Annotated in this window: 15 protein-coding genes; 9 read left to right on the plus strand and 6 right to left on the minus strand. The window is 71.8% G+C overall.

Translation table 11 applies throughout. The annotated features are described in order from the left end of the window. The first annotated feature begins 11 nt into the window (after positions 1–11). The 3 genes from ACFUO4_RS31445 to ACFUO4_RS31455 all read left to right on the plus strand — a co-directional run bounded on the left by ACFUO4_RS31445 (position 12) and on the right by ACFUO4_RS31455 (position 2,893). Positions 12–1,007 (plus strand): helix-turn-helix domain-containing protein, encoded by a 996-nt coding sequence (locus tag ACFUO4_RS31445; protein WP_383491214.1) that lies wholly within the window; start codon positions 12–14, stop codon positions 1,005–1,007. 75 nt (positions 1,008–1,082) lie between these two features. Continuing rightward, entirely contained in the window at positions 1,083–1,229 is a 147-nt protein-coding gene (locus ACFUO4_RS31450) for a hypothetical protein (protein WP_383491216.1), read from the plus strand. A gap of 170 nt (positions 1,230–1,399) precedes the next feature. Further along, on the plus strand, positions 1,400–2,893 hold the full coding sequence (locus ACFUO4_RS31455) for an FG-GAP repeat protein (RefSeq protein WP_383491218.1): 1,494 nt from the start codon (positions 1,400–1,402) through the stop codon (positions 2,891–2,893). 87 nt (positions 2,894–2,980) lie between these two features. Here ACFUO4_RS31455 and ACFUO4_RS31460 read toward each other — a convergent pair whose 3' ends face one another. The 3 genes from ACFUO4_RS31460 to ACFUO4_RS31470 form a co-directional block, all read right to left on the minus strand. Beyond that, positions 2,981–4,090 (minus strand): hypothetical protein, encoded by a 1,110-nt coding sequence (locus ACFUO4_RS31460; RefSeq protein WP_383491220.1) that lies wholly within the window; start codon positions 4,088–4,090, stop codon positions 2,981–2,983. Positions 4,091–4,092: 2 nt separating this feature from the next. Next, the gene (locus tag ACFUO4_RS31465; protein WP_383491222.1) at positions 4,093–5,151 is read right to left on the minus strand and encodes a hypothetical protein; all 1,059 of its coding nucleotides are present in this window, start codon (positions 5,149–5,151) and stop codon (positions 4,093–4,095) included. A 118-nt stretch (positions 5,152–5,269) separates the two neighbouring features. Next, positions 5,270–6,193, minus strand: a complete 924-nt coding sequence (locus tag ACFUO4_RS31470) for an alpha/beta hydrolase (RefSeq protein ID WP_383491224.1) — start codon at positions 6,191–6,193, stop codon at positions 5,270–5,272. Positions 6,194–6,396: 203 nt separating this feature from the next. Between ACFUO4_RS31470 and ACFUO4_RS31475 the strand changes: the two genes are divergently transcribed. Beyond that, a complete protein-coding gene (locus ACFUO4_RS31475) occupies positions 6,397–6,915 on the plus strand; it encodes an AAA family ATPase (protein ID WP_383491226.1) in 519 nt (172 codons plus the stop codon). Between the two features lie 20 nt (positions 6,916–6,935). Here the strand turns inward: ACFUO4_RS31475 and ACFUO4_RS31480 are convergent, their stop codons facing one another. Continuing rightward, positions 6,936–7,493, minus strand: coding sequence for a TetR/AcrR family transcriptional regulator (locus tag ACFUO4_RS31480; protein ID WP_383491228.1), 558 nt, complete (start codon positions 7,491–7,493; stop codon positions 6,936–6,938). Between the two features lie 113 nt (positions 7,494–7,606). Here ACFUO4_RS31480 and ACFUO4_RS31485 point away from each other — a divergent pair, with 113 nt between their 5' ends. Next, positions 7,607–8,086 carry a nuclear transport factor 2 family protein gene (locus tag ACFUO4_RS31485; protein WP_383491230.1) on the plus strand — a complete coding sequence of 160 codons (480 nt, stop codon included), beginning with the start codon at positions 7,607–7,609 and terminating at the stop codon, positions 8,084–8,086. Here ACFUO4_RS31485 and denD read toward each other — a convergent pair. Then, on the minus strand, positions 8,081–9,100 hold the full coding sequence (denD, locus tag ACFUO4_RS31490) for a D-erythronate dehydrogenase (RefSeq protein WP_383491232.1): 1,020 nt from the start codon (positions 9,098–9,100) through the stop codon (positions 8,081–8,083). The two genes, ACFUO4_RS31485 and denD, sit on opposite strands and share 6 nt — an antisense overlap. A 204-nt stretch (positions 9,101–9,304) precedes the next feature. On the opposite strand from denD, the gene ACFUO4_RS31495 reads away from it, so the two are divergent. Further along, entirely contained in the window at positions 9,305–10,501 is a 1,197-nt protein-coding gene (locus ACFUO4_RS31495) for a serine hydrolase domain-containing protein (protein WP_383491234.1), read from the plus strand. A gap of 78 nt (positions 10,502–10,579) precedes the next feature. Then, entirely contained in the window at positions 10,580–12,091 is a 1,512-nt protein-coding gene (locus ACFUO4_RS31500; protein ID WP_383491590.1) for a serine hydrolase, read from the plus strand. A 13-nt stretch (positions 12,092–12,104) separates the two neighbouring features. On the opposite strand, the gene ACFUO4_RS31505 is transcribed toward ACFUO4_RS31500, so the two are convergent. Then, the gene (locus ACFUO4_RS31505) at positions 12,105–12,890 is read right to left on the minus strand and encodes a helix-turn-helix domain-containing protein (RefSeq protein ID WP_383491236.1); all 786 of its coding nucleotides are present in this window, start codon (positions 12,888–12,890) and stop codon (positions 12,105–12,107) included. Positions 12,891–12,960: 70 nt separating this feature from the next. Between ACFUO4_RS31505 and ACFUO4_RS31510 the strand changes: the two genes are divergently transcribed. Together ACFUO4_RS31510 and ACFUO4_RS31515 are read left to right on the plus strand one after the other, a co-directional pair. Beyond that, a complete protein-coding gene (locus ACFUO4_RS31510; protein WP_383491238.1) occupies positions 12,961–13,779 on the plus strand; it encodes a phytanoyl-CoA dioxygenase family protein in 819 nt (272 codons plus the stop codon). Continuing rightward, complete coding sequence (locus ACFUO4_RS31515) at positions 13,776–14,087, plus strand: hypothetical protein (RefSeq protein WP_383491240.1); 312 nt, start codon at positions 13,776–13,778, stop codon at positions 14,085–14,087. The genes ACFUO4_RS31510 and ACFUO4_RS31515 overlap by 4 nt, the downstream gene beginning before the upstream one ends. Positions 14,088–14,090: the final 3 nt, after the last annotated feature.

Below are 14,090 nucleotides of genomic sequence, written 5' to 3' on the forward strand. Positions count from 1 at the left end.
GAGGACCATCATTGCTTCGCATCCACTTCGACTGGAGCGACCTGCAGAACGTGCGGATCGCTCAACAGCCCGACCCGCTGTGGGAGTTGATGTGCGCGATCTGCCGTTGGCAGACCCGCCAGGGCCCCCTGTCCTTCGGACACTGGCGCAGCGAGACCACGCAGCGGCTCACGCACGACGTCCGCGCCGCTCGCGCCCTGCGCACCCTGCGCGCCTACGTCCCGGCCACCGGCTACATCCCCGACTTCCTCACGCCCCCGCTCACGGGCGAAGGGCTGGAGGCGGGACTGGAGTCGGTCCGGGCGACACCCCGTGACCGGCTGGTGGCCGAACTCACCCGGCTCGCCGTGTCAACGCCCGTGCCGCGACGCGCGAGAGGGCTGTACGAGCCGGCGTTCGGCTCGCTCATGCTGATCGCGGACGTCATGCGGCACTCGTTCCGCACCCTGCTGGAACCGTACTGGCAGCATGTACGGTCCGCGGTGAGCGACGACGTCTCCCTGCGGACACAGGCCCTGCTGGACGGCGGAACCGCCGCCCTCCTGGGCAGCCTGCGCCCGTTCGCCCGCTGGAACCCGCCGTATCTCGACGTCGACTATCCCGTCGAGCGGGAGTTACGGCTGGAGGGCCGCGGGCTGGTGCTCGTGCCCTCCTACTTCTGCTGGCGCAGGCCCACCGCGCTCGCGGACCCCGGCCTCGATCCGGTGCTGGTGTACCCCGTCACCAAGCAGCCGATCGAGATCCTGCGCACCGGTGGGGAACGGCTGGACCGGCTGCTGGGCCGGACTCGCAGGGCCGTCCTCGCCGACGTGGCGGGTCACCGCACCCGTACGACGAGCGAGGTCGCCCGGTGCCTGCGGCTGGCGCCGGCCAGCGCGAGCTACCAGATCGGCGTCCTGCGCGAGGCGGGCCTGATCGTGAGCCACCGCGACGGCAAGCACGTGGAGCACTCGGCCACCCCGTTGGCGCACAACCTCCTGTCCGGCACCGGGGCGTCGATTCGATGAGGATCGAAAGCATGGCGGCGCCCACGGGTCCGATGCCACTGTCCCGGTGACCACCGAGGGAAACAGGGGAATCAGATGAACCTCCGCAAGCGCCTGTTGGCCATGGCCTTCCTGACCATCACCGGACTGGCCACCCTGACCGCTCCGGCTCTGGCGGCGCCGATGCCCTGGGAGACCAGCGGCACGGTCACCGTGCAGTGCGCCCCGCCTTGCTACCAGTAGGCGGCTGTAACCGCGCGTGCCGGCGCGGCAACAGATGTCACCGGCGTGTCACAGCCCTCCCGGGCCTCACAACCTGATGCGTGGCACCCGTGTCGAACACCGCGTCGGCCAAGACCAGCCGACGAACGTAATCACTGACGGACCATCAACCTTCCACGGGGGAAACAGACATGAGCTTCACCCTGCGCAACACCCGCCGCACCGCCGGCTCGGCCGCCGTCGCCGCCGCCTCCTTCCTGGTGCTGGCGGGGGCCGGCATCCTGGCCGCGCCCACCGCGTTCGCGGGCGTCCCCGGCGGCACCGCCGCCGCCGACCGCAACAACGACTTCAACGGGGACGGATACAACGACGTCGTCACCGGCGCCCCGGACGGCACCGTCGGCGGCAAGGAGAGCGCCGGGTACGTCACCGTGCAGTACGGCGCGCCCAACGGGATCGGCACCAACAACACCGTGCCGAGGGGGGAGGTCCAGCTCCTCAGCCAGTCCACCGCCGGCGTGCCCGGTACCTCCGAGTTCGGTGACCGCTTCGGGCAGGCGATCGCCAGCGGCGACCTCGACGGCGACGGCTACGACGACCTGGTCATCGGCGCGCCCGACGAGGACGAGGGCAGCGTCGAGGACGCGGGCCGGGTGACCGTCGTGTACGGCTCCGCCCAGGGCCTGGACACCGGGCGCACGGCGAGCTTCACCGCCGCCACTCCCACCGCCGACGCCCGCTTCGGCCTGGCGGTCGCCGCCGCCCGGTTCACCGGGGACATCGACGCCGACCAGCTCACCGTGCTCGACCAGACGGGCCTGAACGTCTTCACCTACCACGCGGGCGTCCTGCGCCAGGTCGGCACCCCGCACTCCACCGGCCACGCCCTCAACGGCGCCTATCTCACGACGGGCGACTACGACCACAACGGCTTCGCCGACCTCGTCGTCTCCGGATACAGCCCCGACGACGACTACGCCAAGGGCTGGTCGGCTCTCTACGCCGGCGGCCCCGAGGGCCTGGCCTACCAGCGGGACCTGCACGGCGGTCTGGGCTCGGCCTCCGGCGACATCGACGGCGACGGGTACGACGACCTCGTCGTCGGCCAGCTCAGCGGCGTCGACGACACCGCCGGCGACGCGGACGCACCCGGTGGCCTCGTCGGCGTCTACTACGGCGGCACGCACGGCCCCGCCGGCACCCCGCAGTGGTGGTCGCAGAACTCCCCCGGCGTGCCCGGCACGGCCGAGCGCGGCGACGCCTGGGGCAACGACCTCTCCGTGGCCGACGTCGACGGCGACGGCCGCGCCGACGTGGCGGTCGGCGCACCCGGCGAGGACGTGGGCACCGTCGCCGACGCGGGCGCGGTGTGGTTGCTGCGCGGCTCCCGGACCGGCCTGACCGGCACCGGCTCGCAGTCCTTCGACCAGAACACCGCGAACATCCCCGGCACCGCCGAGGCAAGCGACGCGTGGGGCGCCCAGGTGCGGCTCGTGGACACCGACGGTGACGGCCGCGCCGAGCTCGTGGCCGCCGCGCCCGACGAGAACGCCGGCGACGGCGCGGTGTGGCTGCTGCCCGCGAGCGGCAGCGGCCTGCTCGCCGAGGGCTCCCGGTCCTACGGTGCCTCCGCCCTCGGCGGCACGGCCCACGGCGCGCACTTCGGCTCGGTGATCGACGAGTAGAAGCGAGCGCCGCATCCTCGTCCCATGGCCTTCAACGAGCCGCCCTGTGCGGCTCGTTGTTCGTCGTCCGCCAGCCTTCTGCTCGCCTCAGCCGAAGCGCAGAACGCGCGGGGCGAAGGTGCCCTCGGGGCCGTCGGCGCGGCCGACCGACCACACCGTCGCCGTTCCCGGCACCGGCGCCAGCCGCAGCGTCCGGGAATCCCCCTCACCGGCCACCGCCGGTTCGTCGTACCCGGCGAACGACTGCCCGTCCCAGGCGAGGAAGTCCGGACCGGGGATCAGCGGGGGCGTGCCGCCCGGTGGGCCCCACTTCTGCGAGCGGGCCACCGAGACCCAGCCCAGCGCGCCGGAGGGGGCAGGCGTCAGTGACGTGATCCCGCCGAAGTCGGTCGGCACGGCCACCTTGCTCCACGTCTGCCCGTCGAAGCGGACCAGCAGCGGCGGGATCGGCCGCCCCGGCGGACCGCCGACGAACCCGGCCGTGCCGCCCGCCCACACCTCCGTCGGCGAGACGGCCAGCACACTGCCCACGGCCGACCGCGGGAACCCGTCCACGACGGTCTGCTGCCACGCCTGACCGTCCCAATGGGACACCGCCGCCCCCGAGTTGGTCTCACCCGCCGCCCACACGTCGTCGGCGGCCAGGATGTGCAGGCCGTACACCGCCCCCGACGGCACCGGCACATCCCGCCAGCCGCGCCCGTCCCGGCGCAGCAGCGCCTGTGCACCCTCCCGTGAACCGATCAGCCAGGTCTCTCCGCCGCCGGCGACGGCCTTCGTCAGCACGACTCCGCGCGGCGGCCGGGTCTCGGACCAGGTGGTGCCGTCGCAGTACAGCAGACGGGTGCCGCCCGCCGCGTCGCGGCCGACCGCCCAGACGGCGGTCGGCGAGGCCCCGGCGACGGACAGCAGCTCTCCCTGCCAGCCGATCCCGGGCAGACTCTGCCGCTGCCACGCGGTGCCGTCCCAGCGCAGCACCAGCGGAAAGCCCGGCGCCTCGCGCCCCACGGCGTCGGCGCCCACCGCCCACGCCCGGTCCGGCCCGAAGGCCACGGCCTCGTTCAACGCCGCCTGCGGGCGCACCTGTGCCGGCACCGGAACGTGCTGCCAGGACGTGGTGTCCGCCGCGGCCGAGGGCATGAGCGTCATCAAGGTCATGGCGACGGCGAGAGCGGCGACGAGAAGTCGGCGTGCCATGGTCAGCCTCCCCGCCGTTCGCTCATCAGGTTCGGTTTCGAGCCGTAGATCTCGACGGTCCCGAAGGACAGCAGCGCGGACCCGGCCCTCGCCAGGACACTCGGCTTGACGTCGATCGCGTTCGTGCGCTCCGGGCCGTAGGAGAAGCTCGCGCGCGAGCCGTCCACGCGCGCGTACTTCGACTGGAACGCGCGGTCGCTGCGCATCGGGAGCCACAGCGCGCCGTCCGGGCCGCGCACCATGCCCTCGGTGGAGGTGTCGCCCAGGGGTGGGTGAGTGGTGCGCCAGCCACGACCGTCGAAGGTCATCAGGTAGGTGCGGGACACGCCGTCGGTGTACTGGCTGCCGCCGATCGTGATCCTGCCGGACGGCTCGAGCAGCATCGTGTGCACATTGCTGTCCGGCGGCAGCGGCACCTTCGCGTCCCGCCAGGCCCTGCCGTCCCAGCGCAGGACGGCCGTCCCGGTGCTGGTGTCCGCCCAGGCCCAGGCGTCAGTCGCCGAGCGCGCGGTGATCCCCATGAGGAACAGCACCCCGTCCGGGGTGGCCTGGGCCGTCCAGCCGGAACCGTCGTGATGCAGCACCTTCAGTCCGGTGTCGTCCTCACCGACCACCCACGCGGCACCCGGCACCGCGGCGAAGTCCTGGTAGGTCCACAGCGTCTGCGGCAACGGCACGGCACTCCACCCGCTCGCGGACCGGCGCAGGATCTCTCCCGTCCCCTCCCGGTTGTGGAAGATCCACACCTCGTCGCCGACGAACTGCACCTTCCCGAGCCAGCCCGGCTCGGCGGCGCCGGGGAAGCCGGTGTCCCGGCTCCATGCGGTGCCGTCCCACCGGTACAGCATCGGCCGCAGTCCGTCGGCGGCGTGCTCGTACCCCGTCGCCCACGCCTCCCCCGGCCCGCGGGCGGCGAGATCGGACACGGTCACCGGCGGTGCGGCCGCCGGCACCGGCAGCATCGACCAGCTGCTCGTGGCCGGCGTCGCGACCGCGGCCGGTGACACGACCGCGGCACAGGTGACGACAAGGCAGACGATGATCGCGCGGAGACCGTTCACGAGACCTCCCAGGCTGCGAAGCCCGCACACGATACGGGCGTTCACCCACCCGTGAACAGACGGCATCCGGCCATCACGGCCCCCTCGGAACGCTCGGCGCGTCTTGCAGCCTGCGCGGCTACGCCGGCCCCAGGGCTCCCAGCAACAGGGGCAGGGAGCGGTGGAGTTCGCGCTCCCAGTAAGGCCAGTCGTGGGTGCCGGGACCGTAGAAGTCGGTGGTGAGCCGTACTCCGGCCGCCTTCAGCCGGCCGGCGACCGCGTGGTTCATCTCGTTCAGAGTCGCCTCGAGGTCGTCGTAGAGGCCGGGCGGGTCGAAGGGGCCGGCGGTGCCATCGCCGCTCGACAGGAAGACGGGGGTCGAGCGCAGCCGCTTCGCGAGGTAGTACGGGTCGTGCTCCTCCCAGACGGCACGCTGGGCCACCGGGTCGCCCCACAGCGCGAGCGGGTCCTGACCGTAGTCCCGCAACAGGCCCATCAGACCGTCCGGGAAGTCGCCGTACAGCGGATGCACCACGCCGCTGTAGCTCGCCGCCGCCCGGAACATGCCGGGGTGGTGGGCGGCGTACAGCAGGGCGCCGAGGCCGCCCATGGAGAGGCCCGCGACGACCCGGCGGTGGCCGGCGCCGTAGCCGTGCTCCAGCAACGGGAGCAGCTCACGCAGATGGAAGGTCTCCCAGGCCGGCGATCCGCCCTTGCCGTGGTTCCACCAGTCGCTGTACCAGCCGTACTCCCCGCCCTCGGGCATGACGACCAGGGTGCCGCGCAGCTGGGCCAGCGTCGCGACGTCGGTCTGGCGGGTCCAGCTGTCGTACGTGTCGCAGCAGCCGTGCAGCAGCAACAGCACAGGCCAGCGCTGGTGCTTGCCCCGCTCGTCCCAGCCGTCCGGGGTGAGCAGCCGCACCTTGGCCGTGCGGCCCAGGGCGGGCGACGAGACGGTCAGATCGACCAGGCGGTCCCCCGCCTTCTCCTGCGCCACCACCTTGGCGCCGCCGGCTCCCCCACCACCGGCCGCCGCGGTCGCGGTCCCCGGCAGAACCGCCATGACGAGAGCGACCAGGGCTGTCCAGATGAACAGACGGACACGACCAGGGTGCACAGCGAACCTCCACTTCGAGCGAACCGCTCGGTCGGGATCGGTACCACCGGCGAGCGTACGGATCGGTGGGGTATGGGTCACTACGCCATACTGCTGACGTCAGACGGAAGGCAGCGTTCCAGCGGCAGTCGCGGGCGAGGAGTGCACTCTTGAAGCGGATCTTGGTGGTGGGTGTCACCGGTGCCGGCAAGTCGACGCTCGCGCGTGCCCTCAGCGGTCGGCTGGGGGTGCGCTACCTCGAGATGGACGCGCTGTACTTCACCGGCCCCGGGTGGGCAGTCAACGGCAACCTGGCCGAGGACGTGTCACGGCTGACCGCCGAAGGCGGGTGGGTCGTCGACTCCCTCGGTTATCCGGAGGTGCGTGACCTGCTGTGGGACCGGGCCGACAGCGTGGTCTGGCTGGACTATCCCAAGCGGGTCGTCATGCCGCGCGTGCTGCGGCGCTCCCTGCGGCGCACCGTCACCCGCGAATCGCTCTTCGGCGGCAACAGGGAGACCTGGAGGGGCTGGCTGAGCCGGGAGCATCCGGCCTGGTGGGCCTGGTCCCAGCACGGGCCTCGGCGCCGCGAGATCGAACGCCGGATCCACGATCCCCGCTTCGCCCCGCTGAACACCCTGCGCTTCACCCGCCCCGAGGACACCGCGGCCTGGCTGGCGTCCGTCTGACCGGCGCCTGGGCCGCGAGATCAAGTGGTGGGCGCAAGGCCCGCGAACACGATGCCGAGCATGCGGGAGCGCACCTCGTCGTCCAGCGGTGTGTGGGCGGCGGCGCGGGACGTTCCGACCAACAGGGCGTAGACCTCGGGCAGTTCGACGTCGTCGCGCACCGCGCCGGCCTCTTGGGCGCGGCCGAGGAGTTCGCCCACGGCTCGACGCAGGGCCTGTGAGGCGTCGGCGGCCCGGCTGTCGGCGGCGCCGCCCTCCTCGGACAAGGCCTCCCCGAGGGCGATCTTCTTCGCCGCGTCTGCGACGAGATGGCGGAAGAAGCCGAAGAACGCCTCGCCCGGCTCCTGGGCATCGAGCCGCGCCTCGGCCTCCGCCGTGAGCCGGTCGAAGTGCCTGACGAGCACGGCCTCCAACAGGGCCGCCTTGGTGGGGAAGTTCCGGAAGACCGTCGCGATGCCCACGCCGGCGAGGCGCGCCACCTCCTCGGTGGACGCCGACTTTCCGCCGTGCCCGAAAACGTCCTCGGCGACATCGAGGACACGCTCGCGATTGGCCTGCGCGTCAGCTCGCCGTGCCATTCAACCTCGCTTCTTCGTAAGGACGTTGACTACCGGAGTGACGACTCCATATATTCGGGAGGTATCCGGAGTCACCACTCCGGATAGTAGCGGACCATACGCCGGAGGAGCCCATGTCCGAGGACCCCGAACCCGAGCAGCGCAGCCCGCGTGAGGTCTTCCTCGCCCTGGTGAACGGTGTCGCGGAGGGCCGTTGGGAGGAACTCCCCGAGCTCTACGCCGAGCAGACCGACGTCGTCCACCCCTTCCACCCCCTGCGCGCACCGGCCCTGCACACCCGCGAGGAACTGCGCGCACACTTCGCCCCCACGGGCATGGGCCCGACCCTGATCCGCCGCCCGGCGAACATCACCGTCCACGAGACCACCGATCCCGAGGTCGTCGTCGCGGAGTTCGAGTACCAGGGCACCGTCGCCGAGACCGGCGAGGAGTTCGCCCTCCCCGGCATCTTCGTCCTGCGGGTGCGCGACGGGCGGATCGTGAGTTCCCGCGACTACTTCGACCACCTCACCGCGGCCAGGATCCGAGGGGGCCTGGACGCACTCCTCACCGCTCTCCGCCAACAGGCCTGCCCCTCGCCCGGGTTGTCATAGGCGCAGCCGGTCGGCGAGCGCCTCGGGGTGGTCGGCACAGTAAGCGCGTACGACCGCTTCGAAGTTCGCGTCGGGCCTCAGGCCCAGGTGCGCGGCGCGCGTGGTGTCGAAGTCGGCGGGCCAGGACGCCACGACGGCCTCCACGGACGGATCGGGGGCGAACGTCACGAGGTCGGCGGTCTGCGGGCCGGACAGCCGGCGCAGCGTGTCGAGCATGTCGGCGACCGAGACGGTGAGGGCGGGCACGTTGACCGGGGCCGGGCCCTGGATCCGGCCCGGCCCGTCGCCGTGCCCGGCTTCCGCGATGCGGAGCAGGGCCTGGACCGTGGTCCGCGGGGAGGCCAGGGCCAGGGTCAGCTCCGGGGCGACCGGGCAGACGGCCGGCCGTCCGGCGAGGGGCTCGCGGATGATCGCGGAGACGAAACCGGACGCGGCCGCGTTGGGCCGTCCCGGTCGCACCGCCACGGTCATCAGCCGGGCGACGCGTCCGTCGACGTAGCCGCGGCGGCTCATGTCCGCGATGAGGTGCTCGCACATCAACTTCTGCGTGCCGTAGCTCGATCGCGGTGCGGGCAGGGTCGTCTCGCTGACGACCGGAACAGAGAGGTCCGCCGCCGGCCGGCCGTAGACGGCGATGCTGCTCGTGAACACCACCCGTACCGTCGGCCCGCCGGTCGCCGACTGCGTCCGCGCCGCCTCGAGCAGGGCCCGGGTGGCGTCCACGTTGACGCGCATACCGAGGTCGAAGTCGGCCTCGCACTCGGCGGACACCGCCGCGGCGAGATGGAACACCACGTCCACCGGCTCGGCGAACACCTCGGTGAGACGGTCGGCCAGGTCGCCGGTCACCACCTGTGCGAGCGCGTCAGCGGTCGGCCCGTCGTCGGGCGGAGCCACGCGGTCGACCAGCACCAGCCGGGTGATCGGTACACCGGTGAACGACCGGGTACGCAGGAGTTCCCCGACCAGCAGGCGTCCCAGGAACCCGGACGCGCCCGTCACGACGATCCTCACTCGCTTCTCCCCCTCACACCGGACGGTCGGCAGCTCACCAACGATGGCGCACCCCGTCACCCTCCGACCAGTGCGTACGTCAGAGCGATCCGTGCGGCGCGAACGGGTGGACTTGCCCGGTGGGCGCCGCGACGGAGAACACGCGCTCACGACGCGGATGGTGACGTGACTGCCTCGCCCCAGACCTGGAAGAGGCACCGAGACGTGAGACGACGTACCCCCGCCCGCCGTGTCCTCGCCGCGGCACTGCTCGTGGCATCCTTGCTGACCCCGCTGGCGACGGCCCCCGCCACCGCCGCCGAGGCGCCCCGCAGCAGCGCGGGCGACGACTGTCCCCGGCACGAACTCGACCCGAAGCTGGTCGCCCGCCTGGACGCGGCCATCGAGAAGGTCCGCCGGGAGGCCGGCATCCCCGGTGTCGTCGCCGGGCTGTGGATGCCGGGCCGGGGCAGCTACGTCCGCGCCACCGGAGTCGCCGACATGGCCACCGGCCGGCCGATGACCTCGGACGTGTTCGTGCGGATCGGCAGCGAGACCAAGACGTTCACGGTCACCGCACTGCTCGAACTCGTCGACGACGGCCTGATCGGGCTCGACGACCCGATCTCCCGCTATGTCCACGGCGTGCCCAAGGGGCATCGGATCACGCTGCGCCAGCTCGCCGAGATGCGCAGCGGCCTGTACCCCTACACCGCCGACGCGGACTTCCAGCACGATCTGCTGAGCGACCCCAAGCGGTTCTTCACCCCACGGGAGGTCCTGGCGTACGGCTTCAAGCACAAGAACACCTTCGCGCCGGGCGCGAAGTTCGAGTACTCCAACACCAACCTCGTCCTCCTCGGTCTGGTCGTGGAGAAGGTCAGCGGGCGGCCCCTGGCGGACTTCCTCGAGGAGCGGGTGCTGCGGCCCGCCCGGCTGTCGCACACGCTGCTTCCGCGGGGCTTCGAGTTCCCGCAGCCGCACCCGCGCGGGTACACCGACCAGACGCTGACCGGTGAGGTCGCCGACAGCACGGACTGGAACCCCAGTTGGGCCTGGGCGGCCGGGGCGATGATCTCCGACCTGCACGACCTGCGCCGCTGGGCGAAGATCGTCGCCACGGGGACGCTGCTGCGGCCCGAGACGCAGGCGCAGCGGCTGAAGATGCTCCCCACCGGCTTCCCCGGCACCAGCTACGGCCTGGGCATCTTCGAGAGCGGCGGCTGGATCGGGCACAACGGTTCCATCCCCGGATACGAGACGGTCACCGTCTACCTGCCCTCGAAGAAGGCCACCCTGGTGCTGATGATCAACACCGACATCTTCTCCCAGGGCCAGGAGCCGTCCACCCTGCTCGCCCGGGCGATCACCGAGGTCGTGACCCCGGACCATGTGTACGCCCGCCCGATCCCGCCGCGGTAGCGGCCAGCGCGCGACAGACGGCGGCGGGAGTCTTTCAATGGAGGGGTGAGCACTCTTGGGTGGATCGCCGCGGCTGGGATGTCGGCGCTGCTGGGCGCCGCCGCACCAGGACCCTCGCCGCCCCCTCCACAGCCCCCGCCGCAGCTCGATGACGCGGAGGTGCAGCGGGCCGTGGACCAGCTGGACGGCGTGGTCGAGTCGGCCATGAAACGCACCGGGACCCCGGGCGTGGCCGTCGCCGTGGTGCACGACGGCAAGGTCATCCATCTCAAGGGCTACGGGGTCCGCAAGGCCGGCGAGAAGGCCGCCGTGGACGCCGACACCGTCTTCCAGCTGGCGTCGGTCTCCAAGCCGATCGCCTCCACCGTCGTCGCCGGGGCGGTCGGTGTGGACGGCTGGACCGAGCCCGTCGCCCCGAACGTGCCGGACTTCCGGCTGAAGGACCCGTGGGTCACCTCCCATGTGACGGTCGCCGACCTCTTCTCGCACCGCAGTGGTCTGCCCGACCACGCCGGGGACCTGCTGGAGGACCTCGGCTACGACCGCGACTACATCCTGTCCCACCTGCGCTACGAGCCGCTGACCCCGTTCCGCGCCAGCTACGCCTACACCAACTTCGGTCTGACGGCCGCGGCGCAGGCCGTCGCCGACGAGAAGGGCGTGTCCTGGGAGAAGCTCGCCGCCGACACCCTCTACAAGCCCGCCGGCATGAACTCCACCAGTTCCCGCTTCGAGGACTACGCGAAGGCCGAGGACCGGGCCTGGGGCCACGTCAAGGACGCCGACGGCGACTGGAAGGCCGAAGCGGTTCGCGACCCGGACGCCCAGTCCCCGGCCGGCGGTGTCAGTTCCAGCGCCCGGGACATGGCGAAGTGGCTCCAGCTCCAGCTCGGCGAGGGCAAGCTGGACGGCAAGCAGATCATCGACACCGAGGCCCTGGAACGCACCCACTGGCCCGAAGCGATCGCCAGCCCGCCCCACGCGGCGGCCGGCCGGACCGGCTTCTACGGCCTGGGCTGGAACGTGAGTTACGACGACGAGGGCCGCCTCCGGCTCTCCCACACCGGGGCGTTCGCGCTCGGCGCGCACACCAACGTCACAATGCTGCCCGGCGAGGAGCTCGGCATCGTCGTCCTCACCAACAGCTCACCGGCCGGAGTCGCGGACGCCGTGGCCCTGGACTTCTTCGACATCGCGCAGACCGGGAAGGTCAGCCGCGACTGGATCCCGCTCGTGGACGGGCTGTACCAGCAGCAGGAGGACGCGGGCCGGTCGAAGACCGACTACGCCCACCCGCCCTCGGGCGCCGCGCCCGCGAAGGCGGCCGACACCTACACCGGCACGTACACCAGCGACTACTACGGGCGGGCGCAGGTCGTCGCCGACGCCAAGGGCCGTCTGACGCTGCGGCTGGGCCCGGAGCCGCAGTCGTACCGGCTCACGCACTACGACGGCGACACGTTCAGCTTCGAGACGGCCGGCGAGAACGCGGTCGGCCGGACCGGCGTCACCTTCGATCCGGACAAGAAGTCCTTCACCGTCGAGTACCTCGACGCCGAGGAGCTGGGCACCTTCACTCGGGCCGACTAGACGTGCCGGGCGCTCACCCGCTCGCCGCCTGCCGCACCGCCCTTGGTGAGGCGCCCAGTTCCTTGCGGCACGTCTTGTTGAAGGCCTGGAGGTCGGAGATGCCGACCGCGGCCGCGATCGCCGGGATGGCCAGGGTGGAGGCGTTGAGGAGGTGCCGGGCGCGCTCCATGCGCCGGTGCCTGATGTAGCCGACGACCGTGTACCCGGTGTCCTCGCGGAACAGCCGGGTGAGGTGGGTGTGCGAGACACCGGCGGCGCGGGCGACGGCCGGGATGGTCAGGGGCCCGGCCAGGTGTTCCTCGATGTGTGCCATGGCGGTCCGCAGCGCGGGGTGCCGGCGGCTCGGGCTGTTCTCGGCGGAGCCGGTCAGGGTGGTCGTGCGCCACAGCACGGTCCACAGTTCCGCCGAGGCGCGCAGTGGCGACTGCGTGATCGCCGCGACCGTCTGACGCAGCAGCCCGCTCAGCGCGGTCGCGTCGGCTCCGGTGTCCTGCATCGCCGGAAGCCGGCGCCGCTCCCCCGCTCCCGGCAGCCGGAAGTGGGCGTACAGGTGCTCGCAGCGCGGGGCGTCGTAGTGGAAGTGCACCTCGGTGTCGGGCGGCACCAGGCTCAGATGCCCCGGCCGGATCGGGTGCGACACCCCGCCGAACTCCAGGGTGCCGGAGTAGCTGTAGAGATGCAGCTGCCACAGCCTGGGCAGCCGGAACACCTCGTGCGGCCCGGCCGCCCCGTGCACGCCCACGCCCGCGTTCGCCACCTGAGGCGGGAGGTCCAGGGCCAGTTCCACGTGGTGTCGCATGGTGGAAAATTACCAGCACTCGTCGATTACGACCCATTGCAGGAACGGTGTCCGATCCTAGGCTCGGCGTATGTCAACCACACCTCAGCTGCTGAGCAGCGTCCAGACGGCGCGGTTCGTGGCGCACGGTTTCCTGCGTCTCGACGGCGTCGTGCCGGCGGAGATGAACGCGGAGGCGCTGGACGTCTTCGCCGCCGATCTGCCGGTCGTGCCGTACGGCACACCCGTGCCGAAGGCGTTCCCCGAGGACTCGTTCGCCCGCAGGCTCGTCGAACTGCCCGCCGTGGCCGGGGCGTTGCGGAGCCTGGTCGGCCCGGACCCGACCGTCGACCACCACTTCGTGCACACGCGTCAGCCGCATGAGGGCAGTGCGCAGCCGCTGCACGCCGACGCCCTCATCGACGTCCGCCCGGACGCCTTCGACGTGCAGCTCATGTACTACCCGCAGGACGTCACCGCGGACATGGGCGGCACCCTCGTCGTGCCGGGCAGCCATCTGCGCCGGATCAACGAGTCCGACACCGGCCGGTACCAGAACCTGCTCGGCCAGACCCGGCTGACGTGTTCCGCCGGCACGGTCATGCTGCTGCACCACGGCATCTGGCACGGCGGGCGGCGCAACGACAGCGACACCGTCCGCCACATGTACAAGATCCGCTTCAACCCGACCGTGCCGCAGGTGCGGTTGTGGGACGTGTCCGATCTCGACTCCCCCTCCGTGTCGGAGGAGTTGGGGCGCACGTTCCCCTGGTACGAGCACGCCACCGGCCGACTGGAGATCCACAACCGGATCCAGCTGTGGCGCGCCCTGAGCGGCGACAGCGGCTTCGACATCGACTACTGGGCCACCCGTATCGCCAACCGGCCCGCCCTGAGGAGCCAGGCATGACCATCGCGGACCACGAGGCGAACCGGATTCCCGCGGGCGTCACCCGCCAGCAGGTCCTCGTCCTGTACCTGGCCACGTCCGCGCTCGACGCGCAGGTGGTCGGCTGGGCCCGTTACGACGGCACCGGCACCACCCGTCCCACCACCGGCGACAGCGATGAACCTCCCTACGCCACCGGCGTCGCCGCGCTGGAGGACGGCTGGCGGCTCTTCCAGGCCGCCCAGCTCATCCCGCCCTACCCGGGCACGGAGCACGAAACGTCTTTCCTCAAGCACGAGTTCTTCTTCGAGAAGCTCGTCCGACTCTGAGGA

The sequence above is a fragment of the Streptomyces sp. NPDC057280 genome (assembly GCF_042668605.1).
Taxonomy (GTDB): Bacteria; Actinomycetota; Actinomycetes; order Streptomycetales; family Streptomycetaceae; genus Streptomyces.

Excerpts from the sequence above, each read along its gene's own strand:
- ACFUO4_RS31500 (WP_383491590.1), top strand. The coding sequence starts at position 10,580 with ATGTCGGCGCTGCTGGGCGCCGCCGCACCAGGACCCTCGCCGCCCCCT.
- ACFUO4_RS31455 (WP_383491218.1), top strand. The coding sequence starts at position 1,400 with ATGAGCTTCACCCTGCGCAACACCCGCCGCACCGCCGGCTCGGCCGCC.
- ACFUO4_RS31480 (WP_383491228.1), bottom strand. The coding sequence starts at position 7,493 with ATGGCACGGCGAGCTGACGCGCAGGCCAATCGCGAGCGTGTCCTCGAT.
- ACFUO4_RS31460 (WP_383491220.1), bottom strand. The coding sequence starts at position 4,090 with ATGGCACGCCGACTTCTCGTCGCCGCTCTCGCCGTCGCCATGACCTTG.
- ACFUO4_RS31510 (WP_383491238.1), top strand. The coding sequence starts at position 12,961 with ATGTCAACCACACCTCAGCTGCTGAGCAGCGTCCAGACGGCGCGGTTC.
- ACFUO4_RS31470 (WP_383491224.1), bottom strand. The coding sequence starts at position 6,193 with ATGGCGGTTCTGCCGGGGACCGCGACCGCGGCGGCCGGTGGTGGGGGA.
- ACFUO4_RS31515 (WP_383491240.1), top strand. The coding sequence starts at position 13,776 with ATGACCATCGCGGACCACGAGGCGAACCGGATTCCCGCGGGCGTCACC.
- ACFUO4_RS31505 (WP_383491236.1), bottom strand. The coding sequence starts at position 12,890 with ATGCGACACCACGTGGAACTGGCCCTGGACCTCCCGCCTCAGGTGGCG.
- ACFUO4_RS31485 (WP_383491230.1), top strand. The coding sequence starts at position 7,607 with ATGTCCGAGGACCCCGAACCCGAGCAGCGCAGCCCGCGTGAGGTCTTC.
- ACFUO4_RS31450 (WP_383491216.1), top strand. The coding sequence starts at position 1,083 with ATGAACCTCCGCAAGCGCCTGTTGGCCATGGCCTTCCTGACCATCACC.